Raw genomic sequence first — 25,933 nt, forward strand, 5'->3', positions numbered from 1 at the left:
GGCGATGCTGCGTAAAAGCTCTGTTTGCGAAATCCCGTGAGGATTTTCGACAGAACGATCCGACGTAGCCTGCACAGCATCAGGAACCGACCGACAGCGTTTTTTTCAAGGCAGCAATAGAGTTGAGCCTCTCATACAAGGAGGTTGAACTTGATGCCTGCCCTACACAAATACCGTCCCCATCACCTCGCTCTGGCGATCGCGCTGACGATCGGATCTGCCGAGGCGTCCATCGAACAGCAACCTGACGTCCAGGTTTCTGCAGAGATCAGCGAAGACAAAACCGCCAAGCCTCGAAAGAAGAAAACACCCGCGCCGAAAGCGGATCCTGATGACTTGTTTGCGATCAAGGAATTCATCGGCCCGCTGGAGCACACTTCTCCGTCGCCCGGGCAGGCCTCTGAAGCGCCTTCGGTCGATGCCATACGCGCGACAGTTGCGATCGAGGATTTCAGTCCGGCCTTTTATGAAGGGCTGGAGTTTCCAGAGTTCGTGGTGGAGGAAACCGGCGATGAGGAATTCGATCTCGTCGACCCGTTTGAACGCGACATGTTGGCGATCACGACGCAGCGCTCTTTTGTCTCGAGCCCGCTCGAGAATATCGACGGCGTATCCCTGCAACTGGGCGATGGAGATGACCTGCTGGTGATCAATAAGGGCGCCCGTTGGGACGGTCGCCTGGACGGTGGCGAAGGTGCGAACGGGCTGTTGTTCAATGCTGCGGAAGGCGGCGAGATCGGCAAAACACGCAATTTCTCGGCCATGCGAATCGCACGTGGGCAGTGGACCCTGCGTCACGCTTTCGAGGGTGATGCCGACGTCAAAGCGGACGCAGTGCTGCTCAACTACGCATCGATCAATGGTGTCGATGTCGACCCGGGAGCGGTGTTTGGCGGTTATGGACACGTGACGGGGCTGTATGTTGCAGGAACACTGCTTGCCAGCCAGCAACACGGCTCTCCCAATATCAAGGGCAATCTGACGCTCCATCAGGACGCGGTGTTTTCTTACGCCGTATCTGCCGACCGCGGATCAGATCCCGTGCATGTTCAGGGCACCGCTAGCCTGGGAGGTGCGCGTGTCGAGATTTACGGCGTACCGGGCGACTACGCTCGTATCAATGAGTACCGGCTGCTGTCTGCAAACGTCATTGATGGCGAGTTCGGAGAGGTCACCACCAATCTGGCCTACATGAAGCCCACGCTTTCCTATGAGCCAAACGCCGTGAAGCTGCACTACGTGCGCAACGCTGTAGGGTTCGAAGACCTGGCCCAAACGCGCAGTGGTCGTTCGATTGCGCAGAGCATGGATAATCGAGGGGCTTCCACTCGAGCTTTCGATATCGGCACCAACAGGGCCGTCGCCGCACTGCTGACCAGCGATAAAACCACCGCGCCCATCGCCCTTGATCAACTTGCCGCAGGCAGCAACGCCAACCTTGTCAAAGCCACTTTGAGCAGTGTCACGCCGGTCAGTGCGAGCATGCTCTCGGCGATGCGGCAACTGGACAAGCATTCCGGCTCGACCTACGGCTCGCGCGGTTCACCTCGTCAGGCCGCAGGCAACAAAGACTCCGGTCGGGTGTGGGTTCAAGCGCTGGGCCACGGCGGCAATGTGGATCGCGATCTCGACAGCAGCCTCAAACACACCACCCAGGGTCTGGTAATGGGCGCTGACTGGCGACTCGACGAGCACTGGCATGTCGGCCTGCTCGGTGGCAAATCGCAGACCAAACTCGATGCTCGCCAGTACGACGGCGACCTCGACAGCTGGCATTTGGGCGCCTACGCCGTGCGCCAGCACGGTCCGCTGTCGTTGCGTCTCGGCGTCACCTACGCCAGCCATGACGGCAGCAGCACACGACGGGTCGCGTTCAAGGGTTTCAACGATCGCCTGAAGGGCAACTACGACGCCCATACTCAACAGGCATTCGCCGAAGTCGGGTTCAACCTGGGCCGCGACAACTTCACCCTCGAACCCTACGCCAGCCTTGGCTATCAGCACTATCAACGCGACAGTTACAACGAAAAAGGTGGCGACGCCGCGCTGAAAATCCATGGGCAGACCCGCGACAACTTCAGCAGCACTTTTGGTCTGCGGCTAGCGCAGGTCAACTCGCTGGATAACGGCATGCATTTGACCCCGCGATTGAGCGCAGGCTGGAAACATACCTTCGGCACGATCGACAACGACACCCGCCAACAACTGCGCAAGGGCGGCAAGCCTTTCGAAGTGACCGGCGCGGCGCTGGATCGGAATAGCCTGTCAGTAGATGCGGGGCTGGATCTTGGCCTGTCGGCGGCGCACACACTCGGCGTGGGCCTGACGGGCGAAATGGGCAATGACAGCCGAACGTATGGCGTAGCGGGACAATGGCGCATGGCGTTCTGACGGGCTGAACACCACTCCTGTGGGAGCGAGCCTGCTCGCGAAAGCGGTGGAACACTCGAAGATGATGTTGGCTGACTTGACGCATTCGCGAGCAGGCTCGCTCCCACATGTGATCCCTGGCAATGACCTGACAAGGTCGAAAATCACAGGTAAAAAAAAGGGGAGCACATGCTCCCCCGAGGTTTAAAGCGTTGGATCGCGACTGTTATCTCAGCCTTCGATCTCGATGAGGATTTCGCCCGGGTTGACCCGGTCGCCCTTGGCCACATGAATCGCGGTGACCTTGCCGGCAATGGCGGCCTGGACTTCGGTTTCCATCTTCATCGCTTCGGTGATCAGTACCGCCTGGCCAGCCTTGACGCTGTCGCCCTCCTTGACCAGCACATCGACGATGTTGCCGGGCATGGTGGTGCTCACGTGGCCCGGCGCCGAGGCCTGTTTGCGTTTGCTGCTGCCACCGCCAACGAATTCGTTGAGCGGTTCGAACACCACTTCTTCCGGCATGCCGTCAATGGACAGATAGAAGTGGCGCTTGCCCTCGGCCTTGACGCCGACACCGGTGATATCGACGCGATAGGTCTCGCCGTGCACATCGATGACGAACTCGGTCGGCACGCCTTCGCCGCCGGCCGAGGCAACGGTGCCCGCTTCCGGGATTGGCAACAGCACTTCCGGCGTGAGGGTGCCGGCGGCACGCTCCTCGAGGAACTTGCGGCCGATGTCCGGGAACATGGCGAAGGTCAGTACGTCTTCTTCGGACTTGGCCAGTGCGCCGATATCGGCACGCAACTTGGTCATTTCCGGCTTGAGCAGATCGGCCGGGCGCACGTCGATGACGTCTTCGCTGCCGATCGCCTGACGCCGCAGTTTTTCATTGACCACGCCCGGTGCCTTGCCGTAGCCGCCCTGCAGATACAGCTTCACTTCGTTGGTGATGGTCTTGTAGCGTTCGCCGGCCAGTACGTTGAAAAATGCCTGGGTGCCGACGATTTGCGAGGTTGGGGTCACCAGCGGCGGGAAGCCGAGGTCTTCACGCACGCGCGGGATTTCTGCGAGCACTTCGCTCATGCGGTTCAGAGCGCCCTGCTCTTTCAACTGGTTGGCGAGGTTGGAAATCATCCCGCCCGGCACCTGGTTGACCTGCACACGGGTGTCGACGGCGGTGAATTCGCTTTCGAACTGGTGGTACTTCTTGCGCACGGCGTAGAAATACAGGCCGATTTCCTGGAGCAGTTCCAGATTCAGGCCGGTGTCGTACTCGGTGCCTTTGAGCGCGGCAACCATCGACTCGGTGCCCGGGTGGCTGGTGCCCGAGGCGAAGCTGGAGATTGCGGTGTCGATATGATCGGCACCGTTTTCGATCGCCTTGAGCTGGCACATGGCGGCCAGGCCAGCAGTATCGTGGGAGTGGATGAACACCGGCAGCGACTGCTCGGCTTTCAACGCGCGAACCAGTTCACCAGTGGCGTACGGGGTCAGCAGACCGGCCATATCCTTGATCGCCACCGAGTCGCAACCCATGGACTCCATTTGCTTGGCCTGGATGACGAAAGCATCGATGGTGTGCACCGGACTGGTGGTATAGGCGATGGTGCCCTGTGCGTGTTTGCCGGCCGCCTTCACCGCTTCGATGGCGACGCGCAGGTTACGCACATCGTTCATCGCATCGAAGATGCGGAACACGTCGATGCCGTTCACCGCTGCTTTGGCGACGAAGGCTTTGACCACGTCGTCGCTGTAATGGCGATAGCCGAGCAGATTCTGCCCGCGCAGGAGCATTTGCAGACGGGTGTTGGGCAGTGCGGCGCGCAGTTGGCGCAGGCGCTCCCACGGGTCTTCCTTGAGAAAGCGCACACAGGCGTCGAACGTCGCGCCGCCCCAGCATTCCAGCGACCAGTAGCCGACCTTGTCGAGCTTGTCGCAGATCGGCAGCATGTCTTCGGTGCGCATGCGGGTGGCGAGCAGCGATTGGTGAGCGTCGCGCAGGATGGTGTCGGTAACGAAGATCTTCTTAGTCATTGGTATCTCCTCATAGCGGCAAGCTTCAAGCTACGAGCTGCAAGAAAAAGCCAATCTGCTTTTACTTGCCGCTTGCAGCTGAAAGCTCGCAGCTGCTTCATTCATAGGCCTGCGTGGGCGGCGATGGCGGCGGCGATGGCCAGGGCCAGCTCTTCGGGTTTGCGCTTGATCGAGTAGTTGGTCAGTTCCGGGTGGCTTTCAACGAAGCTGGTATTGAACTGGCCGCTACGGAATTCCGGGTTGCGCAGGATTTCCTGGTAGTAGGCGGCGGTGGTCTTCACGCCTTGCAGACGCATGTCGTCCAGCGCCCGCAGACCACGGTCCATCGCCTCTTCCCAAGTCAGCGCCCAGACCACCAGTTTCAGGCACATCGAGTCGTAGAACGGCGGAATGGTGTAGCCGGTGTAGATCGCCGTGTCGGTGCGCACGCCCGGGCCGCCGGGGGCGTAGTAACGGGTAATTTTGCCGAAGCTCGGCAGGAAGTTGTTCTTCGGGTCTTCGGCGTTGATACGGAACTGCAACGCAAAGCCACGGTGCTGGATGTCTTCCTGCTTTACCGAAAGTGGCAGGCCGGAAGCGATGCGAATCTGTTCGCGGACGATGTCGATGCCGGTGATTTCTTCGGTGATGGTGTGTTCCACCTGCACCCGCGTGTTCATTTCCATGAAGTACACCTCGCCCTCGGCGAGCAGGAACTCCACGGTGCCGGCATTCTCGTAACCCACTGCCTTGGCCGCACGCACCGACAGGTCGCCGATGTAGGCGCGTTGTTCCGGGGTCAGCTGCGGACTCGGCGCGATCTCGATCAGCTTCTGATTGCGGCGCTGGATCGAGCAGTCACGCTCGAACAGGTGCACGACGTTGCCGAAGCTGTCGCCAAGGATCTGCGCTTCGATGTGCTTGGGATTGACGATGCATTTTTCCAGGAACACTTCCGCCGAACCGAACGCCTTGGTGGCTTCGGAGATGACCCGGGGGAAGTTCTGTTCGAGTTCTTCGCGGCTGTTGCAGCGACGGATACCGCGACCGCCACCACCGGAGGTGGCCTTGAGCATTACCGGGTAACCGATGCGGTCGCCCTCAACCAAGGCTTCTTCGATGCCGGAGACGTTGCCCTCGGTGCCGGGTGTCACCGGTACGCCGGCCTTGATCATGCTGCGCCGCGCTTCGGTCTTGTCGCCCATGCGCCGGATGACTTCCGCCGACGGGCCGATGAATTTGATGCCGCGCTCAGCGCAGATTTCCGCCAGCTCGGCGTTTTCCGACAGGAAACCGTAGCCGGGGTGCAGCGCATCGCAGCCGGTTTCCACGGCCAGGTTCACCAGCTTGCGCGGGTTCAGGTAGCCGGCCAGTGGCTCGGCACCCACGCTGTGGGCCTCGTCCGCACGCTTCACATGCAAGGCATGTCGATCGGCGTCGGAGAAAATCGCAACCGAGCGAATGCCCATTTCGGCGCAGGCTCGTACGATGCGTACGGCAATCTCACCACGGTTGGCGATCAGGATCTTTTTTATCACTTGGAAATTCCCTTGAGCCGGTGGCACCACGACCTGCTGGAGCCAGGTCGACGCGTGACCAAATGTTTCAATTCAGTCGCAGGTCCACACTAGCGCTGCTGAGGGATTAACAAAAATGAATAAAAATTGGGTCAGGCATAAGTAAACACTTATAGTCGACTCATCTGACCGCCAACCGAGCTTGAATAAAATGCGTAAGTCATTGATGCGTATGACATTGCGTCAATTGCAGATCTTCAATGAGGTGTGTGATTTACGTTCCTACAGCCGCGCTGCTGAGGAAATGTCCCTCACACAACCGGCCGTGAGCCTACAGATCCGTCAGCTTGAAGAGCTGATTGGCCAACCGTTATTCGACTATGTCGGCAAAAAACTCTACATGACCGAGGCGGCGGAAGCGCTTCAGCGTGCCAGTCGCGACATTTTCGGGCGGCTGGAAAATCTCGATATGCAACTGTCGGACATGCAGGGTTCGCTGCAGGGTCAGCTGAAACTGGCAGTGGAATCGAGCGCCAAATATTTCGTGCCGCATCTGTTTGCTGCGTTCAAGCGCCAGCATCCGGAAGTCAATTTGCAGCTGACCGTGGTCAACCGTGGCCAGGTCATCCGCCGCCTCTCGGACAACCGCGATGATCTGGTGATTATGTCGATGGTGCCGCAGGACATGGGCCTGGAATTTCTGCCGTTTCTCAACAATCCGATTGTCGCTGTGGCGCGTCCGGATCACCCGCTGGCGCACATGGGCCCGTTGCGCTTGCAGGATCTGGAGCCGTATACGCTGCTGATCCGCGAGCCGGGTTCTGGCACGCGTCTGGCCTGCGAGGAATACTTCAAGGAAAAGCGCGTGCATTTCACCCAGACCCAGGAAGTAGCGTCCGCCGAAGCCCAGCGCGAATGCGTGGTGGCGGGTCTGGGCCTGGCGCTGTTGACGCGCCACGCCCTGAACCTGGAGCTGGCGACCGGCGGCCTGATCGAGCTGCCGGTCGAAGAGTTGCCGCTGCTGCGCAGCTGGTGCCTGGTGCAGGCCAAAGCCAAGCGGCTGTCACCGGTGGCGCACGCCTTCCTGGCGTTTATCCGCAGCGAGCGGGCGCAGATTATTGCGTTGGTTGAGCGTTTCGACGGGAAGCTGCGGGCGTCGCCTGCCAGTGAGTGATCTCGGGAAAATCGCCGATCTCGGCCTGAAGCTGGCGAAGTTCGAAGCGATCCTCGATTGCGCGGCGGAATTCCATGCGGCGCTGGTCTTCCTGCTGACGACGGGTTTTCGCGGCGCTGTTGCGTTCTTCGTAGGGCTGAGCCATTTCGAGTCTCCCAGGGCGAGTACGGGAGTTTTACGATAGGCGTGGAGGATGACGGTTTGGCTGCGTCAGGGTTACAGACTGATGAAAATTTCAAATGTGCGGTGTTTGCAGGTGCGCCTTCGCGAGCAGGCTCGCTCCCACATTTTGATCTCCGGCAGACACAGAATTTGTGTTTACAGCAGAACTCTGTGGGAGCGAGCCTGCTCGCGAAGAGGTCGGCAGACCTTGGACTTAGTCGTCCAGCGCTTTCACGGCCTTGGGCGACAAGCGCAAACTGCGCAGACTGCGCTTGACGCTCTTGAGGTGATTGACCAGGCTCGGCCCGCGGGCCATGGCCACGCCCATCGCCAGCACGTCGATCACCACCAGGTGAGCGATGCGCGAGGTCAGCGGGGTATAGATTTCGGTGTCTTCGTGCACATCGATCGCCAAATTGACGGTCGACAACTCCGCCAACGGCGTCTGACTCGGGCACAGGGTGATCAGCGATGCCCCGCTTTCGCGAACGAGGTTAGCGGTGATCAGCAAATCCTTGGAGCGCCCTGACTGGGAAATACAGATCGCCACATCGGTGGGCTTCAGCGTTACCGCCGACATCGCCTGCATGTGCGGATCGGAATATGCCGCCGCGGTCAGCAGCAAACGGAAGAACTTGTGCTGTGCATCCGCGGCCACCGCACCGGAAGCACCGAAGCCGTAGAACTCGACGCGTTGCGCCTGCGACATCAGCGTCACCGCGCGCTGCAACTCGACCGGGTCGAGCTTTTCGCGCACTTCCATCAGGGTGTGCAGCGTGGTGTCGAAAATCTTCAGGCTGTAGTCGGCGACGGAGTCGTCTTCGTGGATCGCGAACTGGCCGAAGCTGGCGCCGGCGGCCAGGCTTTGCGCCAGTTTCAGCTTGAGGTCCTGAAAGCCGGAACAACCGATCGCGCGGCAGAAACGCACGATGGTCGGCTCGCTGATGCCGACGCTGTGAGCCAGGTCGGCCATGGAACTGTGCATCACTGCCGCAGGGTCAAGCAGCACGTGGTCGGCGACCTTGAGCTCCGACTTGCGTAACAGGTGACGTGACTGGGCGATGTGTTGCAGCAGATTCAAGGGGCTGGACTCTTCTTGTGGGCAAGGATGTAGCAAGCTTGTAGTTATACTACATGAATGGGCATTTTGCCTGCTCAATGCGTAACTCGATGTCCCGGCATCAGGCACGCTGAGCTGTATGTAGCCCTTACTGCGGATTTCCCTGATCGCGCAAAAGCCCGGCCAGACCGGCAGCATCCACCGGCCGGCTGATCAGATAACCCTGCACTTCGTCGCAGCGCTCGACGCGCAGAAATTCCAACTGATCCTGCCGCTCGACGCCCTCGGCCACGACTTTCAGGGCCAGTCCGTGGGCCATGGCGATGATCGCGCGAGTGATCGCCGCGTCCGCACTGCCCTCGCTCAAGCCGCGAATGAATGCCTGATCGATTTTCACGTAGTCCACCGGGATGCGCTTGAGATAACTCAACGAGGAATAACCGGTGCCGAAATCATCGATCGCCAATTTCACCCCCAGATCGCGCAACTGCTGGAAGGTGGCAATGATGTGTTCGACGCTGTCGAGCAAATGGCTTTCGGTCAATTCGAGCTCAAGGCAGTGCGGCGCCAGCCCGGTTTCTTCCAGCACCTGCCGCACCAGACTGACCAGCTTGCCCTGGCGCAGCTGATGCACCGACAGGTTCACCGACACGCGGATCGGCGCCAGGCCCTGGCGCTGCCATTCGCACGCTTGCCAGCACGCCTGACGCAAAACGAATTCGCCGATCGGCCCGATCAGACCGGTCTCTTCGGCCAGGCCAATGAAATCCGCCGGCGGCACCTGGCCCATGCTCGGATGATCCCAGCGCACCAGCGCTTCAGCGGCATTCAGGCGACCGGTTTGCAGGCACAGTTTCGGTTGGTAGAACACCGTCAGTTGCTGTTCTTCAATAGCTCTGCGAAGGTGGTTTTCCAGCTGCAAACGTTCGAGTGTGCTGGCTTGCAGGCTGTCGGTGTAGAACTGGAAATTGTTGCCGCCCAGATGTTTGGCATGTTGCATGGCCATGTTCGACTGGCTGACCAGCGCCGAGATTTCCCGCGCGTTGTCCGGCAACAGGCTGATGCCCATCGAAGCGCTGACTACCAATTCATGCCCGTCGACACTCAGCGGCAAACGCAGCTTGGCCGACAGCCGCGTCGCTACCCGAGCCAGGCTCGACAGATTGCCGTAGGCATCGAACAGCACGGCAAACTCGTCACCGGACAAGCGCGCAATGGTGTCGGCTTCCGGCAAGGCATTGACCAGCCGCCGCGCCATCTTCTGCAGCAACTGATCGGCGACTTCATGGCCGAGGCTGTCATTGAGCAATTTGAAGCGATCGAGATTGATGTGCAGCAATGCGAGACTGCGGCGCCCGCCCTGGCGCACCCGCTGATGGGCTTCGTGCAGACGCTCGCGGAACAGTGAACGGTTGGCCAGGCCGGTGAGCTCGTCGTAATGGGTCAGATAGCGCATACGCTCTTCCGAGGCCCGCCGCGCCGAGAGATCGGCGAAGAAGCCGACGATGTGGCTGACATTGCCACGATTGTCACGCACGGCATTGAGTTGCAGCCATTGCGGATACAGCTCGCCGTTCTTGCGCGTCTCCACCAGCTCGCCCTGCCAGCTCCCATGCTGCTCCAGCGCATGACGGATCGCCACGTAGTGACGACGGGCATCGCGGCTGCACGGCAACTCTACGACGTTGCGCCCGAGCATGTCGTCGATCTCGTAACCGGTAACCCGGCTGAACGCTTGGTTGATCGCAATCAGCGCGTAGTCCGGGTCGAGAATCACGATGCCTTCGCTGGCCGCTTCGAACACCGTCGCCGCCAGCCGCTGCTGCTCTTCGAGGCTTTTGCTGGCGCTGATATCGCGGCGAGTACCGACCATGCGGATCACCCGGCCGCTGGCGCTGCGCTCTACGGCGCGACCACGGTCCTCGATCCACACCCAGTGACCGTCACCGTGGCGCAGGCGATACTCGACCTGATAATCCTCGGTGCGCCCCTTCAGATGCTCGACCAGGGCAAACTTGAGTGACGGCACATCTTCAGGGTGCAGTCGCGGCTTGAGGTCGCGCAGCAGCGCCGTAACGTATTCCGGGGCGAGGCCGAACAGTTCCTGAATCTGTGTGTGGTGGACTTCGTCGGTCTGCAGGTTCCAGTCCCACAATCCGAGCTCACTGGCCTTGAGCGCCAGCGCCAGGCGCGCTTCGCTTTTGCTCAGGGCCTGATTGGCCGCGTCCAGTTCGCGGCTGCGCTGGGCCACGCGATCTTCGAGGTCGACCTGCGCTTCACGCAATTGCGCTTCGGCACAGCGGCGCTGTTCGATCTCTTTACCAAGCTCCTGATTGAGTTGTTCGCTGCGCGTTTGCGCTTGCTGCAAATGCTCGATCAGGTGCTGATTCTGGAAGCGCCGCAGCAATCCGCGGTCAATCAGCCGATTGACCTGCCACGCCACCACGCTCAGCGAGCCGAGCAGGATCAAGCCCAGCCAGCCCCAGCCTCGTGCCTGATCGTCGCCGCCCCAGAACAGGTAGCCGATCGCTGGCAGCAGGCACGGCAAGGTAAACGAGAGGAACGCCGGCAGGCTCACCGCGTAGGCGACGCTGGCGGACAGTGTTGCCGCGCCGATCAGGCCGAACACCCAGGCTTGCTGCATGAAGTTGTCAGCGGGAACGAGCGCAATGCCGGCACCGGCGAGGGTCAGGCCGGTCATGGTCGAACCGAGCAGGAACATGCGGAACCAGATCGGCTGGGCCTGGCGATCGGGAATCGCCGAATCGAACGCGGCTACCTGAATCACCCGCAGCGCGACCAGCGACAGCAGCCACACCAGCCAGACGCTGACCACGAAGTAGCGCTGCGGGCTCCAGAGCAAAGCGGCGCAGACCAGACCATTGATCAACATGAACAGCGTGGGCAACAACGAGCCCTGATACAGCAGACGCGTGCGCTCCACCGCCATTTCGACGGCATAGTGCTTGCGGATCACCCGGGGGTCCATGGAGGGCCCCGACAGTTCGGCGCTGAGGATCATGGGCAACGTTCTTGTTCTTATAAGGAGGGCGTGCGCCCGAAACGTGGACGGAGCATACACAAGCCGATCCCGTTGCCAAACTGCTGCCGATCACAATTGCGGGTAAATTTTCCGCCGCTTGCGCACCGCTGCAACCCCTCAGGCGAGACGGGCCGAAGCCTGCAGCCAGTGACCGACCGGTCGTCATCGGCAGCACTTTCATCGGCTAATGCAACGCACGGTTTGCCCGGGCCTGCGGCGCACCCTAGAATGCCCCGATGCGCGATGATCTCTCCCTTCTGCTGAACTCCCTCAACGATGCCCAACGCCAGGCCGTAGCAGCCCCCGTTGGCCGTCAGTTGGTCCTGGCCGGCGCCGGTTCCGGTAAAACCCGAGTGCTGGTGCACCGTATCGCCTGGTTGATCCAGGTCGAAAACGCCTCGCCTCACTCCATCCTGTCGGTGACCTTCACCAACAAGGCCGCTGCCGAGATGCGCCATCGCATCGAGCAGTTGCTGGGCATCAACCCGGCCGGCATGTGGGTCGGCACCTTCCACGGCCTCGCGCACCGCTTGCTGCGCGCGCACTGGCAGGAAGCGGGCCTGAGCCAGACCTTCCAGATTCTCGACAGCGATGACCAGCAGCGTCTGGTCAAGCGGGTGATCCGCGAGCTCGGTCTGGACGAGCAGCGCTGGCCGGCGCGTCAGGCGCAGTGGTTCATCAACGGCCAGAAAGACGAAGGTCTGCGGCCGCAACACATTCAGGCCAGCGGCGACTTGTTCCTGGCCACCATGCGCGGCATCTACGAAGCCTACGAGGCAGCGTGCCTGCGGGCCGGCGTGATCGATTTCTCCGAACTGCTGCTGCGCGCCCTCGATCTGTGGCGCGATCACCCCGGCCTGCTGGCGCACTACCAAAAGCGCTTCCGGCATATTCTGGTCGACGAATTCCAGGACACCAACGCCGTGCAGTACGCCTGGTTGCGCCTGCTCGGCAAGGGCGGCGACAGCCTGATGGTGGTCGGCGACGACGACCAATCGATTTACGGCTGGCGCGGGGCGAAGATCGAGAACATCCATCAGTACTCTTCCGATTTCCCGGACTCCGAGACGATTCGTCTGGAGCAGAATTACCGCTCCACTGCCGGCATCCTCAAAGCCGCCAACGCGCTGATCGCCAACAACACCGGGCGTCTCGGTAAAGAGCTGTGGACCGACGGTGGCGACGGCGAAGCGATCAATCTGTACGCCGCGTTCAACGAACACGACGAAGCGCGCTACGTGGTGGAAACCATCGAAAGCGCGCTGAAAACCGGTCTGGCGCGTAGCGATATCGCCATTCTGTACCGCTCCAACGCCCAGTCGCGGGTGCTCGAAGAAGCCCTGCTGCGCGAGCGCATCCCGTACCGCATCTATGGCGGGCAGCGCTTCTTCGAACGCGCAGAAATCAAGAACGCCATGGCCTACCTGCGCTTGCTTGAAGGTCGCGGCAACGATGCGGCGCTGGAACGGGTGATCAACGTGCCGGCCCGGGGCATCGGCGAGAAAACCGTCGAAGCGATTCGCGAACATGCGCGACACAGCGATGTGTCGATGTGGGAAGCGATGCGCCAACTGGTCGCCAACAAAGGCCTGACCGGTCGCGCCGCCAGTGCGCTCGGTGCGTTTATCGAACTGATCGAGAACCTCGCCGCCAAGTGCGCCGAGATGCCGCTGCACCTGATGACGCAAACTGTCATTGAGCAGTCCGGCCTGATCGCTTATCACGAAGCGGAAAAAGGTGAGAAAGGCCAGGCCCGGGTAGAAAACCTTGAAGAACTGGTCAGCGCCGCGCGCAACTTCGAGAACACCGAAGAGGACGAAGAACTGACGCCACTGGCGGCGTTCCTCGGTCACGCTTCGCTGGAGGCCGGCGACACTCAGGCCGACGAGCACGAAGACAGCGTTCAACTGATGACCCTGCACAGCGCCAAAGGTCTGGAATTTCCTTACGTGTTCCTCGTGGGCATGGAAGAAGGCCTGTTCCCGCACAAGATGAGCCTGGAAGAACCGGGGCGTCTCGAGGAAGAACGACGTCTGGCTTATGTCGGTATCACCCGGGCGATGCAGAATCTGGTGATGACCTACGCCGAAACCCGACGCCTGTACGGCAGCGAAACCTACAACAAGGTGTCGCGTTTCGTCCGCGAAGTGCCGAAAGGCCTGATTCAGGAAGTGCGTCTGTCCAACAGCGTCAGCCGACCGTTCGGCGGCAACCAGTCGATGAGCGGCAGCAATCTGTTCAGCGGCAGCGAGATTCCGGAAACCGGTTTTGTGCTCGGTCAGGCCGTACGTCACTCGATCTTCGGCGAGGGCGTGATCCTCAACTTCGAAGGCTCCGGCGCCCAAGCCCGGGTGCAGGTGAACTTCAGCGAAGGCAGCAAGTGGCTGATGCTCGGCTATGCCAAGCTGGAAGCCATCTAACTACCAGCACTGAACTCATGTGGGAGCGAGCCTGCTCGCGAAAGCGCTGTCACATCAAGCAATCATTTGCCTGACACGACGCCTTCGCGAGCAGGCTCGCTCCCACAGGTTATGCGGCGCAAGTGCATCAATCCCTCTGAACCTATCGCCTTTTCCTACAGACAAAAGTACATCGGCTGATTGCCTCGCCAAGCTGAACGCGACCTGTCAGGCAAAAGCCCGAAACACTCTCTCGCTAGCCAGTAACACTTCAGCTGTGCAACATGGCGCGCGTGTCTCCACAAAACGGGAATACCCTTTATGAAACGTTTTCTTAGCATCGCCATGGCGTTGTGCATCGGCCTGACGATGAGCCTCGACGCCAACGCCAAGCGCTTTGGTGGTGGCAAAAGCGCCGGCGCTGCGCCGACGCACCAGACCAGCCAGATGGCTCCTTCTTCTCCTGGCGTGGGCGGCGCAGCAGCGACCGCTGGCGCTGCCGGTGCTGCTGGCGCCGCGGCCAAGGCCGGCGGTGCTTCGCGCTGGCTCGGCCCTCTGGCGGGCATCGCCGCCGGTGGCCTGCTCGCGTCGATGTTCATGGGCGACGGCTTCCAGGGCATGCAGATCTTCGACATCCTGATCATGGCGCTGATCGCGTTCGTGATCTTCCGCTTCATCGCCGCCCGTCGTCGCAAGCAGCAGGAGCAATTCGCTCCGGCCGGCGCGCCGATGCAGCGTGAAGTGTTCGAGCAGAAGCCTGCCGCCATGGGTTCGATCTTCGGTGGTTCGGCTGCTCCGGCTGCCGCCCGTCCAGTGATCAACGCACCGGCCTGGTTCAACGAAGAGCGCTTCCTTGAAGCCGCGCGCAGCCACTTCCAGTCGCTGCAGCAGCACTGGGACGCCAACGAAATGGACAAGATCGCCGAGTTCGTGACCCCGCAAATGCTTGAGTTCCTCAAGCGTGAGCGTGCGGATCTGGGCGACGGCTTCCAGTCGACCTACATCGACAACCTGCAGGTGCAACTGGACGGCGTCGACGATCGTGCCGACAAGACCATCGCCACCCTGACCTTCACCGGCGTGTCGAAAACCTCGCGTTTCGACCAGGGCGAAGTGTTCAGCGAAAGCTGGAACATGGAACGTCCGCAGGGCGACAACCAGCCTTGGCTGGTCGCCGGTATCCGCCAGAACGGCTGATCCCTGCTGCGCTTCACTTGCGGTAACAGAACCCCGGCCTCGGCCGGGGTTTTTCATTTCACGGTTGCATCTATGGCGAGCTACTGTATAAACCGGCCCATATAAACCGCGCCATTCAAGCAAGAGGATCCCGGACGTGGAAGAAATCATCGAACAACTGCGCGAAGCCAACGAACCCGTACCGGTTCCTTTGGAATTGCCTGACGAAGACCTGCTGGTAGAAATCGAAGAACAACTGTTCATCGACATTCCGTTCGTCTTCAAGGAATTTTTGCTGACCGTCAGCGATGTGGTCTATGGCAGCCTCGAGCCGGTGACCGTCACTGATCCGCAATCGCACACCTACCTGCCGGACGTGGCAGCCAATGCATGGGATGTGGGTGTTGATCGCAGCTTGATCCCGATCTGTCAGGACGGCGATGACTACTACTGTGTCGAAGAAGACGGCACCGTGGTGCTGTGGCAGGCCGAAGAAGAACTGATTGCCGAAGAAACCTGGGAATCGGTGTGGCACTGGGCGCGGGACGTCTGGCTGGAAAGCTGATCCGCCACACGCCCCGGCAGGTCAATGCCCCGACGACTCCTTGTGGTTGTCGAGGGTTTCCAGCAAGGCCACCTGCATCCGCGTATGCACGCGGATGAACCAGCGCCAGAGCAGCGCCGCTACGGCGGCCGCCACGACGGCGATCAGCACCAGCAGCTTGTTGGTCGGCAGGATACTGGCCGACAAGGCTGCCAACAGCAGGAAAATCACCAGCAGCGAGAGAATCGGGATCACTTCGGCGATCACCCGGCGCACTCGCTGCGTGTGACGCCCGGCCATCTCCGGCTTGACGCCCATTTCCGCCAGCAGCATCGACAGCGCCTTGAGCTTGCGATAAGCCGCGATCAGGAACGGTAGCGAGACCAGCAACGCACCGCCCCAGATGAGAGCCTTCTGCCAGCTCGGATCGCTGATCCAGTCCTGCAGCCACAACGACATGCGCTCGGCGAAGTATGCGCCGGCAAAGAAGATCGCAATCACCAGCGCCAGATTGACCCCGACCTGCAACAGGATCCGCCGGATCATCGACGCCAGCAGCGCACCCTCGCCCTGCGGTTGAATACTGCGCAACCATTCGCCATACATGCCGAGCACCCGCCCGAGCCGCTTGGGCACGGCCGCCGACAGCTTGATCGACAGCGGGTCCGCCGCGCGGATCAGATACGGCGTCAGCAGTGTGGTGATCACCGACACGGCCACGGCGACCGGATAGAGGAAGTTGCTGGTCACCTGCAAGGTCATGCCCAGCGCGGCGATGATGAAGGAAAATTCGCCGATCTGTGACAGACCCATGCCGACCCGCAGTGAGGTCCGTCCGTCGTTGCCAGCGATAAACGCACCGAGGCCGCAGGACAACATCTTGCCCAGCACCACGGCCACGGTGATCACCGCGATCGGCCAGGCGTATTCGATGAGAATCAGCGGGTCGAGCATCAAGCCGATGGCGACAAAAAAGATCGCACTGAACAAGTCGCGAACCGGCTCGACCAACTGCTCGATTTTCAACAACTGCTTCGACTCGGCCATGATCGCACCGATCAGGAAAGCGCCGAGCACCATGCTGTATTCAAGCTTGACCACCAGCAGGCAGAAGCCGAAACACAGGCCGAGTACGGTGATCAACAGCATCTCGTTGCTTTCGAATTTCGCCACATAAGCCAGCAGACGCGGCACCAACAGAATGCCGATGACCAGCGCGACGATCATGAACAGCGACAGCTTGCCGACCGTGGAAAACACTTCACCCGAACTCACCGTGCCGCTGACGGCGATGCTCGACAGCAGCGCGATGATGCCGATGCCAAGGATGTCCTCGACAATCAGCACACCGAAGATCAACTGCGCAAAGCGCTCGTTCTTCATCTTCAGATCGTTCAGCGCTTTGACGATGATGGTAGTTGAGGAGATCGCCAGAATCGCGCCGAGGAACAACGAATCCATGGTGTTCCAGTCGAACCAGCGGCCGATTTCGTAACCGATCCAGATCATCAGGATGATTTCGAGAAACGCGGCAATGAATGCCGTCGCCCCGACCTTGAACAGCTTGCGCAGACTGAACTCCAGGCCGAGGCAGAACATCAGGAAGATCACCCCGAGTTCGGCCAGGGTCTTGATGGTTTCTTCATCGTGAATCAGGCCGAACGGCGGCGTATGCGGGCCGATGATGAAGCCGGCGACGATGTAGCCGAGCACCACCGGCTGCTTGAAACGATGAAACAGTACGGTCACCACGCCCGCGACCAGCATGATCACTGCCAGATCCTGAATGAAACTGATGGCGTGCATGGCGTGGGCTCCTTGATGACGAGGCGCGCGGACAGACGTCAGACGTTCTGCGCGAGCAGGGTAAAAATCCGCTTTTAATGTAGGAATTGCCCTTGGGCAGGGCTTTTGCAGGTTAACACCGCGACTTCGCTCTGGAAGCCGGTGCAATATATGGAAACAGATCGCTACCGGCGTGACGGCGGCCCGCCGCGCGGCGTCCCGATAACGGTGCTTTTTGAAAAGCCACCAGGTGCCCGCAGAGGCGCTTCCTGCAATCAGCCTTGATCCGTGAGAACGTTATGGAACCCGGAAACGCCCAGCTGTCGATGACGGTACTGATGACCCCCGACATGGCCAACTTCTCTGGCAATGTCCACGGCGGTACCCTGCTCAAATACCTCGACGAAGTGGCCTACGCCTGCGCCAGCCGTTATGCCGGGCGCTACGTGGTAACCCTGTCGGTGGATCAGGTGATTTTCCGTGAGCCGATTCATGTCGGCGAACTGGTGACGTTCCTGGCCTCGGTCAACTACACCGGCAACACGTCGATGGAAGTTGGCATCAAAGTGGTCACCGAAAACATCCGCGAACGCTCGGTGCGCCACACCAACAGCTGTTTCTTCACCATGGTCGCGGTGGATGATCAGCGCAAACCGGCCGCCGTGCCGCCGCTGCAACCGCAGAACAGCGAAGACAAGCGCCGCTTCATGCAGGCGCAGCAGCGTCGGCAGATTCGCCAGGAGCTGGAGAAGCGTTATCAGGAGATCAAGGGCGACGCCTGATCAGCCTTGATTGATTGCTTTCGCGAGCAGGCTCGCTCCCACATCTGGAATGCATTCTTCCTGTGGGAGCGAGCCTGCTCGCGAATAAAGACGACCCGGTCTCAGAGACTGATCGCGGTAGCCTCGAACTTCACCCGCGGATGCGCAATGCGATCCTGCGCCCGCACCAGTTGCAGCTCGTAACTGGCGCACGCCTGGGTTTCCAGCAACACCTCATGCACTGCCGCTGCGGTGAATTCGAAGGCCGCCAGCAGGCTGTCGCCCAGCAACACCCGCGCCAGGAACAGACCGGATGTCAGATCGCCGACGCCCACCGGCTGACGCGGAAACGCCAGCAACGGACGGCGCAGATGCCAACTGCCCTCGGCGGTTACCAGCAGCATCTCGAAGCCATCCGCCGGTTTGCCCGGATAATCCAGATGCTTGACCAGTACCGCTTTCGGTCCGCGCGCCAGCAGCGCCCGTGCCATCGCCAGGCAATCGAACAGCGACTGCGGCTTGCGCCCGGAAAAACTGTCCAGCTCCAACTGGTTCGGGCACATGATGTCCGCCACGGCCGCGGCCTCATCAAGGAGGAAATCGCTGACCTCGGTGGGCACGCTGCAACCCTTCTCCGGATGGCCCATCACCGGATCACACAGATACAGCATCTTCGGATTGACCGCTTTGATCCGCGCCACACCGCTGAGAATCGCCCGGCCCTGCGCGGCACTGCCGAGGTAGCCGGACAGCACCGCGTCGCAGTTGCCCAGCTCGCCAATCGCGGCGATGCCTTCGATCAGCTCGGGAATCTGCTGCGGCGCCAGCACTTCACCGGCCCACTGACCATACTGGGTGTGGTTGGAGAACTGCACGGTGTTGAGCGGCCAGACATTGACCCCGACGCGCTGCATCGGAAAAACCGCAGCGCTGTTGCCGGCGTGGCCAAACACCACGTGGGACTGGATGGCGAGCAGATGAGGCGTACGTTTCATTCGGGTCATTCCGTAGAACGATTGAAATTCAAGCCGCGCAGTATGCGACGAAACACAGCCTGTACGACAGACCGGCGAGACAGTTAAGCTGACGCCATCATTTGGAGTTCGATGTAGATGCTGACCCTGGAAAACATCTTTGTGTTGATGCTGTTCGCCGCCGCTGGCGCCTGGCTATGGCACAACCACGGCTTGCGCGAGCGCGCGCTGGAGCGGGTCAAACAGCATTGCACCAACGTCGGCGTGGAGCTGCTGGACGGTAACGTCGCGCTGAAAAAGATCGGTCTGATCAGGGATGCCAACGGTCGCCGACGACTGGCGCGGGTCTACAACTTCGAGTTCACCGTGACTGGCGAAAGCCGCCACAACGGCACCGTCACCCAGTTCGGCGCGCACAGTGCGCAGATTGAACTGGCGCCCTACCCGGCGCCGTTCGACGACACGCCGCCAGTGGTCGAAGTGCATAAGCCTCGCGCCGAAGTCATCGAGCTGAGCCAGTGGCGCCAGGAACATACCAAGTGGAAGCCTTGAAACGCCACAACACCGGCGCGTACATGCACGTCCTGTAGGAGCTGCCGAAGGCTGCGATCTTTTGCTTCTAAAGCTTCCGGCAAGCAGCAAGCCCCGCCTGAAGCATTTCAACTTCCTCAAGACCACTGAAAATCAGCTCGATCCGCGAATCTTTTCGCCATTCACTTACCTGCCAGTCCAGCTCGGCATTTTCCAGTGCATTGGCCGACATCCAGCCATTCGCGCTGTGGATAACCAGTTTCGCGCGCTTCCAGTTCATACCGCTCAGCCAATCGGCGATGCGTCCTTGATCAAATACCTGCCCCGGATGCCAGCGCCAACCGATGCTCCACCCACCCTCCTGTAACTGGCTCAGGCAAATCGGTTCGGCCGGATCGCTCCAGACCGCTGGCAGCTGTGCCAATCCAGTGGGCAGCGGCAGATGCCCTGCGCCTTCGTTCGCTTTTGCTTTTGCTTTCAGCCCCGGAAGCTCGCTCAGAGGCAGTTGCGCTTGCTGCGTCCAGATCAGCCTGACGGGCGGCAACTGGCTGGCGATTTTCTCTCGAACCGCTTCATCGAGATCTTCGGCCTTGTTCAACAACAGCAAACCCGCGCTGGCCAACGCTTGCTGCTGAGCGTCCGGCAGGGTTCTACCCGCGTGCAGTGCCTGAGCGTCCAGAACCAGCACACAGGGCTGAACCGCCAGCACGCCCAGCCACGGCGCCTCGTTCAATTGCTTGAGCAACTGCGCCGGATGGCCCAGCCCGGATGGCTCGATAAACAGTCGATCCGGCCTGGCCTTGCGCAGCAAGCGGCCGAGGCCGATCTGGAATGGCGCGCCATTGACGCAACACAGGCAGCCCCCGGCCACCTCACCCAGTGCGATACCATCGTCGTCGCGAGAGAGCAACGCGGCGTCCAGACCAATCTGGCCGAACTCGTTGATCAGCACCGCCCAGCGTTCGTCCGCAGGCCGTTGCGCCAGCAACTGACGAATCAGGCTGGTCTTGCCGGCGCCCAACGGGCCGGCGATGACGTGGGTCGGAATGTTCTGCAACATGGTGGGCACTTTTCTGCGGACTGTTATTGAGGAGATCGAAGATGCGCTGGTCGGGATGGTCGTTGCTGTTGGCGCTGCTGTCGAGTGAAGCGTGGGCCCAGGCCTGCGTGGTGCACACGCAGGGCGAACGGCTCGACGTCAAAGTCTGTCAGCAGAACAGGACGATTCCGCAAAAATTGTTCAATGACGGCTTCTGCCAACCGACGCTGGCCGGGCAGAAGGTCGAGGTGCAATACGTCGACCAGTGCCCGAGCGGCGCTTTCGGCGTGTGCAGCAACGCGCAAGTCGCCAATATGCCCTATCGCCAGGATATCCACTATTACGGCGTGGCCACTGATGCGGCGTATCTCAAGCCGTATTGCGAAAGCCAGAGCCAGGGCGCCTGGCGCAAACCCTGATGTGTCAGCCGAGCCAGTCGAGGGTCAGCAGCAGACGGCGCTCACAGGGCGCCGGTTGCGGCGAACGATGGATCAGGCCGAAGCCTTCATTGCCGTGCCATTTTTCGCCTTTGAGCAACGCGACGTCGCCGCTGTTGAGCTGGCGAATCGACGCTGCACCTTGCGGTTCGGCATTGGCCTGGCCAAGTTGCAGGCGATCCATCGCGCCCTCCTCAAGCCATTGGCTGCCGATGCCAGCGTAAGTTGTGATCAAGCGCACCGGCACGTGATCGACGTGGAAGCGCGGACACATGGCCTTGTCCAGCACACGCAAACGCACGCCGATACGCCGCGCACCGAGCAGGCAGGCGAAGGCACTGATCAGCCATTTGAGATCGCTCATGAAACCTTCGAAACCCTGCAGATCACGCAGCCCTGCAGCCAGACCGGCGAGATCCGGTTCGGCATCTTCGTCGGGCAATTCCAGACACAGCGACTCGGCCAAGGGCTCGTTGAGCGACAGCACCAATTGCGCAAAATCGGCAATGTGCACGGGCAGCTGACGTTGCCAGACGGCGAGATTGGTCTGGTCTTCCAGGATTCGCGTCAATGTTTCCGGTGTCAGCCCCTGGTGCTGATGACGGGTAAGAAGCGGCTGATCTTTGAGTGCGAGCATCAGGCGGCCTCTTCTTGCCAAGGGCCGAATGGATCAGGCAGCAAGCGCCAGCCTTCTACACCCATGGCCATTTCTTCGTCGGTCAAAAGGCAGGCATCGAGTTCGGCGGACAGTTGTAGGAAATCTATGTTTTGACCGATGAATATCAGTTCCTGGCGGCAATCTCCTACGCTTGGAGTCCAGTTTTCCATGATCGCCTGGACGCTTTCCTGATCCTGCGGCCATTGATTCTTCGGCACAAAACGCCACCAGCGACCGGCAAAGCCATGCCGCATCAAGCCACCAGCCTGCGACCAGCTACCGGCATCGGTGGGTTTGCTGGCCAGCCAGAAGAAGCCTTTGGAGCGCAGCAGCTTGCCGTTCAGCCAAGGCCGATCGATGAAGCTGAAGAAGCGTTGCGGGTGAAATGGCCGGCGCGCGCGGTAGGCCGTCGAGGCGATGCCGTATTCCTGTGTTTCCGGGACGTGCTCACCGCGCAATTCCTGTAGCCATCCGGGCGCTTGTGCGGCCTGATCGAAATCGAAACGACCGGTGTTGAGGATTTTCTCCAGGGGGATTTCGCCCATCACCATTGGAATGATTTCAGCCTGGGCATTGAGGCGCTTGAGGATGGCGGTGAGTTCTTCACGCTCGTGCTGGCTGATCAGGTCGATTTTGCTGATCAGCAGGACGTCGGCGAACTCGATCTGCTCGATCAACAGATCGGTGATGGAGCGCTCGTCTTCTTCACCGAGAATCTCGCCGCGAGAGGCGAGGCTTTCGGCCGCCTGGTAATCGAGCAGGAAATTCACACCGTCGACCACGGTGACCATGGTATCCAGGCGAGCAATGTCGGCGAGGCTTTGCCCCTGTTCATCGCGGAAGGTGAAGGTTTCAGCGACCGGAAGCGGTTCGGAAATGCCGGTGGATTCGATCAGCAGGTAATCGAAACGATCCTCGCGAGCGAGTTTGCTGACTTCTTCCAGTAAATCTTCACGTAACGTACAGCAGATACAGCCATTGCTCATTTCGATGAGTTTTTCCTCAGCGCGGTTCAGGCTGACATCGCGCTGGACTTCACTGCCATCGATGTTGATCTCGCTCATATCGTTGACGATCAGCGCAACGCGCAAGCCGTCTCGGTTACGTAGTACGTAATTCAAAAGTGTACTTTTTCCCGCGCCGAGAAATCCTGAAAGTACGGTGACGGGCAATTTGGCTGACATTGGATAATCCTCATAAATGGCAGCCGATTTGCGCTTTGAGGTGCGCTTGGCGTGTTGCGCTTCATTTACTCGGGACAATGAAGGCAAACGATTGTAATCGGCGGCTCAGGCTGGTTACGGATGATGTTATAGTATAACAATCAAAGCTTGCTAGTCCGACACAGGAGAATTCGTAATTTGTCGCAGCACCGATCGTGGAAATTCCCAATGAACAATGGGTTGAAGCACCTGCTTTTGAGCTTTGCTATGTCGCTGGCCGGCCAAGCCCAAGCGCAAATGCCGGCGCTCGCGCACTGCACGCGCAGCGCTAATTTGATGGCATGTGTGGACGCCGACGGCAATGCCTATAGCGTCAATACGGTAGGCACCACGCTTTACCTGCGCGGATTCGAGAAGGACGGCCATCGCTATTGGGCGCAAACCAACAGCCGCTTCGGCCAATTGACCTTTTTTACCGGCATCGCCTCCGATGGCGAGGCTTGGGTTGGCTATACCCGCCGTGTCGGCTGGACAACCATCAACCGCTTCTCCAGCTCGGGCGGTAGCAGCGTAAGGTTCACTTGCAGCCGGATGACGGGCTGCTAGTGAAAACCTTTTCATGAAAAAAGCATCGCTGAATGGATTGTTATAATGTAACGTAAATAGAGATCAACACGACGGTCTCAACCATGAATGCTCTTACTCTCCCGGATATCGCCGCCCAATCTGCACGCTTGGCACTGCCCCTCGACTGGGTAGGCATGCGTGGGATTGCTCTACCCGTTGTGCTTGAAGGCCAATGCCTCAGCGCCAGAGTCGACGCTGGCGTGAGTCTCGATGATGGTGAAGCGCGTGGTATTCACATGTCGCGCTTGTATCTGGCACTCGAAACCCTCGAACAGCGAAGCCTTTCTCCCGCTTTGCTGCATCAGGTACTCAAGGGTTTTCTGACAAGCCATCAAGGTCTATCCGCCTGCGCGTATCTGAATATTCACACCGACTTGTTGCTGAAACGACCCGCGTTGGTCAGCCCCTTGGCCGGCTGGAAATCCTATCCGGCGTCCATTTCAGCGAGCCTGAAACAGCAAATGTTCCACGTGGAACTAAAAATTGAACTGCCCTATTCCTCAACGTGCCCATGCTCCGCAGCCTTGGCAAGGCAGCTGATCCAACAGCAATTCGTCGACGATTTCGCCAACAAGTCTCTGCAACACGCAGATGTTTTGGCATGGCTTGGCTCAACCAAAGGGATCGTGGCGACACCGCACAGCCAACGCAGCTATGCGCAACTGCACCTGCATCTCGACAGTTTCATCGACGAGCTACCGCTGACCGCGATCATCAATGGCGCCGAAGCAGCCCTCGGCACCGCCGTGCAGACCGCAGTAAAGCGCCCCGACGAGCAAGCCTTCGCTCTTGCCAATGGGCAAAACCTGATGTTCTGCGAAGACGCCGCCCGCCGCCTCAATCAGGCACTGCAGCGCACGCCCGGCGTCAACCAATTCCACATCCGCGTGATCCACGCCGAAAGCCTGCATGCCCACGACGCGGTCGCCGAAAGCAGCTGGCAGCGGGAGCAAAAATGATCCGCTGCCAATCGCTGGCTTGGGGCGCACCCGGCCAACCGCTGACGACGCCCCTGAGTCTTGAGTTCGAAAGCGCCAGCCTGACCGCCATAATCGGCGCCAACGGCTGCGGCAAAAGCAGCCTGCTGAAAGTCATCGCCGGTTTGCAGAAGCCCCTTGCCGGCAAGGTGGAAATGGCTGTTCCACGCCAAAGCGGAATTTCCTTTCTGCCGCAACAGCAGCACTTGGATCGGCAGTTTCCAATCAGCCTCGAAGAGCTCATCGCCGCAGGTTTCTGGGGCCGTAGACTCTCGACACAACTGCGCACGCAGCGACTGAAAAACGCATTGGAAGACTGGCATTTGACTGGACTCGAACAGCGTCCGTTGATGGCCCTGTCCGGCGGTGAGCTACAACGTGCCCTGCTCGCGCGACTGAGCCTCGCTGACGCCCCGGTGCTGTTGCTCGATGAACCGCACGCTGCACTCGACGAACTCGGCCAGCAATTGCTCTGGCAACACATTCACCACTGGCATGCCGAGGGCCGGACACTGGTCGTGGTCTGCCACGACCTGGCGGCTGTCCGCCAACACATTCCGAATACCCTGCTGATCAAAAACGGCCACTGCGTGTACGGAACCAGCCGAGAACTGATCCAGCCGACACCGCACATGCAGGTCGCCTGATGCTCGCCACCGTCAGCCATTTCTGGCAGCCGTTCAGCGAATTTGTGTTCATGCGCCGCGCCCTGCTCGGTGGCCTGGTGCTGGCGTGCAGCACGGCGCCCTTGGGTGTTTTTCTAATTCTCAGACGTATGAGCTTGATCGGTGACGCCGTCGCCCACGGCATCCTTCCGGGCGCTGCATTGGGATTCTGGTTTGCCGGTTTGAGTCTTCCCGCACTCACCCTCGGTGGCTTGGGAGCCGGTCTGAGCATGGCCGGACTTGCAGCCTGGATAACCCGGCGTACGGGTTTGCGCGAGGACGCCAGTCTCGCCGCGATCTATCCGATTTCACTCGCCAGCGGCGTGCTGATTCTCGGTATTGCCGGCAAACGCCTCGACCTTTTGCATTTGCTGTTCGGCTCAGCGTTGGCCGTAGACGGGCCAACACTGACCGGCATGCTTTGGGTCTCGGCCATCAGCCTCATGGCCATGGCCGCGATCTACAAACCCCTGCTGTTGGACACACTCGACCCGCTGTTCTTGCGCACGGTCAGTCGCCTCGGGCCGCTGGCTCATGGGGTGTTCCTGACTCTGGTCGTGCTGAATCTGGTGATCGGCTTTCAGGCCATCGGCGCACTGATGGTAGTCGGGCTGATGATGCTTCCGGCTGCCGCGTCGAGATTCTGGAGTCGCCGTCTGCCAATACTGATTGCCGTCGCCGCCGTCATGGGCTGCGTGTCTGTGTGGCTCGGCTTGCTGCTGTCGTTCTACTACTCGCTGCCCAGCGGCCCGGCCATCGTGCTGGTCGCGGGGGTCGGCTATCTGCTGTCGGTGGTGTTGGGACCGGTTCACGGTTTGCTGCGCCGCCCGCCTTTGCTCACATCCCAATGAG

General features: G+C 60.2%; 22 protein-coding genes. 12 read left to right on the plus strand and 10 right to left on the minus strand.

The genetic code is table 11. The features are described from left to right. The first annotated feature begins 153 nt into the window (after positions 1 to 153). Positions 154 to 2,391: an autotransporter outer membrane beta-barrel domain-containing protein gene (locus ND528_RS07425; protein ID WP_263469998.1), complete on the plus strand. Its 2,238-nt coding sequence runs from the start codon at positions 154 to 156 to the stop codon at positions 2,389 to 2,391. Positions 2,392 to 2,601: 210 nt separating this feature from the next. On the opposite strand, the gene oadA is transcribed toward ND528_RS07425, so the two are convergent. Further along, on the minus strand, positions 2,602 to 4,410 hold the full coding sequence (gene oadA, locus ND528_RS07430) for a sodium-extruding oxaloacetate decarboxylase subunit alpha (RefSeq protein WP_263469999.1): 1,809 nt from the start codon (positions 4,408 to 4,410) through the stop codon (positions 2,602 to 2,604). A gap of 101 nt (positions 4,411 to 4,511) precedes the next feature. Further along, positions 4,512 to 5,927, minus strand: a complete 1,416-nt coding sequence (locus ND528_RS07435) for an acetyl-CoA carboxylase biotin carboxylase subunit (RefSeq protein WP_024014853.1) — start codon at positions 5,925 to 5,927, stop codon at positions 4,512 to 4,514. 190 nt (positions 5,928 to 6,117) lie between these two features. On the opposite strand from ND528_RS07435, the gene ND528_RS07440 reads away from it, so the two are divergent. Next, positions 6,118 to 7,080 (plus strand): LysR family transcriptional regulator, encoded by a 963-nt coding sequence (locus tag ND528_RS07440; RefSeq protein ID WP_263470000.1) that lies wholly within the window; start codon positions 6,118 to 6,120, stop codon positions 7,078 to 7,080. On the opposite strand, the gene ND528_RS07445 is transcribed toward ND528_RS07440, so the two are convergent. The 3 genes from ND528_RS07445 to ND528_RS07455 form a co-directional block, all read right to left on the minus strand. Next, positions 7,022 to 7,225: a PA3496 family putative envelope integrity protein gene (locus ND528_RS07445; RefSeq protein ID WP_081932351.1), complete on the minus strand. Its 204-nt coding sequence runs from the start codon at positions 7,223 to 7,225 to the stop codon at positions 7,022 to 7,024. The genes ND528_RS07440 and ND528_RS07445 overlap by 59 nt on opposite strands. 231 nt (positions 7,226 to 7,456) lie before the next feature. Beyond that, positions 7,457 to 8,323 (minus strand): transcriptional regulator HexR, encoded by an 867-nt coding sequence (gene hexR, locus ND528_RS07450; RefSeq protein WP_007962240.1) that lies wholly within the window; start codon positions 8,321 to 8,323, stop codon positions 7,457 to 7,459. 127 nt (positions 8,324 to 8,450) lie between these two features. Beyond that, positions 8,451 to 11,324, minus strand: a complete 2,874-nt coding sequence (locus tag ND528_RS07455) for an EAL domain-containing protein (protein WP_263470001.1) — start codon at positions 11,322 to 11,324, stop codon at positions 8,451 to 8,453. 257 nt (positions 11,325 to 11,581) lie between these two features. Here ND528_RS07455 and uvrD point away from each other — a divergent pair, with 257 nt between their 5' ends. From uvrD to ND528_RS07470, 3 genes are all read left to right on the plus strand, one after another. Continuing rightward, positions 11,582 to 13,765 carry a DNA helicase II gene (gene uvrD, locus ND528_RS07460; protein WP_064365169.1) on the plus strand — a complete coding sequence of 728 codons (2,184 nt, stop codon included), beginning with the start codon at positions 11,582 to 11,584 and terminating at the stop codon, positions 13,763 to 13,765. A gap of 300 nt (positions 13,766 to 14,065) precedes the next feature. Next, entirely contained in the window at positions 14,066 to 14,941 is an 876-nt protein-coding gene (locus ND528_RS07465; protein ID WP_016772449.1) for a Tim44 domain-containing protein, read from the plus strand. A gap of 136 nt (positions 14,942 to 15,077) precedes the next feature. Then, positions 15,078 to 15,485 carry an SMI1/KNR4 family protein gene (locus ND528_RS07470; RefSeq protein ID WP_038359443.1) on the plus strand — a complete coding sequence of 136 codons (408 nt, stop codon included), beginning with the start codon at positions 15,078 to 15,080 and terminating at the stop codon, positions 15,483 to 15,485. Positions 15,486 to 15,506: 21 nt separating this feature from the next. Here ND528_RS07470 and ND528_RS07475 read toward each other — a convergent pair whose 3' ends face one another. Then, positions 15,507 to 17,270: a cation:proton antiporter gene (locus ND528_RS07475; RefSeq protein WP_258604240.1), complete on the minus strand. Its 1,764-nt coding sequence runs from the start codon at positions 17,268 to 17,270 to the stop codon at positions 15,507 to 15,509. A 278-nt stretch (positions 17,271 to 17,548) separates the two neighbouring features. Between ND528_RS07475 and ND528_RS07480 the strand changes: the two genes are divergently transcribed. Further along, a complete protein-coding gene (locus ND528_RS07480) occupies positions 17,549 to 18,031 on the plus strand; it encodes an acyl-CoA thioesterase (protein WP_016772447.1) in 483 nt (160 codons plus the stop codon). Between the two features lie 101 nt (positions 18,032 to 18,132). On the opposite strand, the gene pdxY is transcribed toward ND528_RS07480, so the two are convergent. Beyond that, the gene (gene pdxY / locus ND528_RS07485; RefSeq protein WP_042608042.1) at positions 18,133 to 19,005 is read right to left on the minus strand and encodes a pyridoxal kinase PdxY; all 873 of its coding nucleotides are present in this window, start codon (positions 19,003 to 19,005) and stop codon (positions 18,133 to 18,135) included. A gap of 117 nt (positions 19,006 to 19,122) precedes the next feature. Between pdxY and ND528_RS07490 the strand changes: the two genes are divergently transcribed. After that, on the plus strand, positions 19,123 to 19,536 hold the full coding sequence (locus ND528_RS07490) for a DUF3301 domain-containing protein (protein WP_038861179.1): 414 nt from the start codon (positions 19,123 to 19,125) through the stop codon (positions 19,534 to 19,536). A gap of 67 nt (positions 19,537 to 19,603) precedes the next feature. Here ND528_RS07490 and ND528_RS07495 read toward each other — a convergent pair whose 3' ends face one another. Further along, positions 19,604 to 20,575, minus strand: a complete 972-nt coding sequence (locus ND528_RS07495) for a CobW family GTP-binding protein (protein WP_137214456.1) — start codon at positions 20,573 to 20,575, stop codon at positions 19,604 to 19,606. 41 nt (positions 20,576 to 20,616) lie between these two features. Between ND528_RS07495 and ND528_RS07500 the strand changes: the two genes are divergently transcribed. Then, entirely contained in the window at positions 20,617 to 20,973 is a 357-nt protein-coding gene (locus tag ND528_RS07500; RefSeq protein ID WP_130911477.1) for an NADH:ubiquinone oxidoreductase, read from the plus strand. A gap of 4 nt (positions 20,974 to 20,977) precedes the next feature. On the opposite strand, the gene ND528_RS07505 is transcribed toward ND528_RS07500, so the two are convergent. Continuing rightward, a complete protein-coding gene (locus ND528_RS07505) occupies positions 20,978 to 21,628 on the minus strand; it encodes a DUF1826 domain-containing protein (RefSeq protein ID WP_130911476.1) in 651 nt (216 codons plus the stop codon). Beyond that, positions 21,628 to 22,833 (minus strand): zinc metallochaperone GTPase ZigA, encoded by a 1,206-nt coding sequence (zigA, locus tag ND528_RS07510; RefSeq protein WP_263470002.1) that lies wholly within the window; start codon positions 22,831 to 22,833, stop codon positions 21,628 to 21,630. The genes ND528_RS07505 and zigA overlap by 1 nt, the downstream gene beginning before the upstream one ends. A gap of 207 nt (positions 22,834 to 23,040) precedes the next feature. Here zigA and ND528_RS07515 point away from each other — a divergent pair, with 207 nt between their 5' ends. From ND528_RS07515 to ND528_RS07530, 4 genes are all read left to right on the plus strand, one after another. Next, positions 23,041 to 23,418, plus strand: coding sequence for a glutamine synthetase (locus ND528_RS07515; protein WP_263470003.1), 378 nt, complete (start codon positions 23,041 to 23,043; stop codon positions 23,416 to 23,418). An 83-nt stretch (positions 23,419 to 23,501) separates the two neighbouring features. Next, the gene (gene folE2, locus ND528_RS07520; RefSeq protein WP_263470004.1) at positions 23,502 to 24,398 is read left to right on the plus strand and encodes a GTP cyclohydrolase FolE2; all 897 of its coding nucleotides are present in this window, start codon (positions 23,502 to 23,504) and stop codon (positions 24,396 to 24,398) included. Then, positions 24,395 to 25,063 (plus strand): metal ABC transporter ATP-binding protein, encoded by a 669-nt coding sequence (locus ND528_RS07525; protein ID WP_263470005.1) that lies wholly within the window; start codon positions 24,395 to 24,397, stop codon positions 25,061 to 25,063. Before folE2 ends, ND528_RS07525 begins: the two co-directional genes overlap by 4 nt. Continuing rightward, positions 25,063 to 25,932, plus strand: coding sequence for a metal ABC transporter permease (locus ND528_RS07530; protein WP_071171361.1), 870 nt, complete (start codon positions 25,063 to 25,065; stop codon positions 25,930 to 25,932). Before ND528_RS07525 ends, ND528_RS07530 begins: the two co-directional genes overlap by 1 nt. Position 25,933 lies beyond the last annotated feature (1 nt).

The sequence above is a fragment of the Pseudomonas mercuritolerans genome (genome assembly GCF_025706525.1).
Classification (GTDB): domain Bacteria; phylum Pseudomonadota; class Gammaproteobacteria; order Pseudomonadales; family Pseudomonadaceae; genus Aquipseudomonas; species Aquipseudomonas mercuritolerans.

Coding starts and splice junctions, on each gene's coding strand:
- ND528_RS07425 (WP_263469998.1), top strand. CDS start 154: ATGCCTGCCCTACACAAATACCGTCCCCATCACCTCGCTCTGGCGATC.
- oadA (WP_263469999.1), bottom strand. CDS start 4,410: ATGACTAAGAAGATCTTCGTTACCGACACCATCCTGCGCGACGCTCAC.
- ND528_RS07440 (WP_263470000.1), top strand. CDS start 6,118: ATGCGTAAGTCATTGATGCGTATGACATTGCGTCAATTGCAGATCTTC.
- ND528_RS07445 (WP_081932351.1), bottom strand. CDS start 7,225: ATGGCTCAGCCCTACGAAGAACGCAACAGCGCCGCGAAAACCCGTCGT.
- ND528_RS07455 (WP_263470001.1), bottom strand. CDS start 11,324: ATGATCCTCAGCGCCGAACTGTCGGGGCCCTCCATGGACCCCCGGGTG.
- uvrD (WP_064365169.1), top strand. CDS start 11,582: ATGCGCGATGATCTCTCCCTTCTGCTGAACTCCCTCAACGATGCCCAA.
- ND528_RS07465 (WP_016772449.1), top strand. CDS start 14,066: ATGAAACGTTTTCTTAGCATCGCCATGGCGTTGTGCATCGGCCTGACG.
- ND528_RS07475 (WP_258604240.1), bottom strand. CDS start 17,270: ATGCACGCCATCAGTTTCATTCAGGATCTGGCAGTGATCATGCTGGTC.
- ND528_RS07480 (WP_016772447.1), top strand. CDS start 17,549: ATGGAACCCGGAAACGCCCAGCTGTCGATGACGGTACTGATGACCCCC.
- pdxY (WP_042608042.1), bottom strand. CDS start 19,005: ATGAAACGTACGCCTCATCTGCTCGCCATCCAGTCCCACGTGGTGTTT.
- ND528_RS07490 (WP_038861179.1), top strand. CDS start 19,123: ATGCTGACCCTGGAAAACATCTTTGTGTTGATGCTGTTCGCCGCCGCT.
- ND528_RS07495 (WP_137214456.1), bottom strand. CDS start 20,575: ATGTTGCAGAACATTCCGACCCACGTCATCGCCGGCCCGTTGGGCGCC.
- ND528_RS07500 (WP_130911477.1), top strand. CDS start 20,617: ATGCGCTGGTCGGGATGGTCGTTGCTGTTGGCGCTGCTGTCGAGTGAA.
- ND528_RS07505 (WP_130911476.1), bottom strand. CDS start 21,628: ATGCTCGCACTCAAAGATCAGCCGCTTCTTACCCGTCATCAGCACCAG.
- zigA (WP_263470002.1), bottom strand. CDS start 22,833: ATGTCAGCCAAATTGCCCGTCACCGTACTTTCAGGATTTCTCGGCGCG.
- ND528_RS07515 (WP_263470003.1), top strand. CDS start 23,041: ATGAACAATGGGTTGAAGCACCTGCTTTTGAGCTTTGCTATGTCGCTG.
- folE2 (WP_263470004.1), top strand. CDS start 23,502: ATGAATGCTCTTACTCTCCCGGATATCGCCGCCCAATCTGCACGCTTG.
- ND528_RS07525 (WP_263470005.1), top strand. CDS start 24,395: ATGATCCGCTGCCAATCGCTGGCTTGGGGCGCACCCGGCCAACCGCTG.
- ND528_RS07530 (WP_071171361.1), top strand. CDS start 25,063: ATGCTCGCCACCGTCAGCCATTTCTGGCAGCCGTTCAGCGAATTTGTG.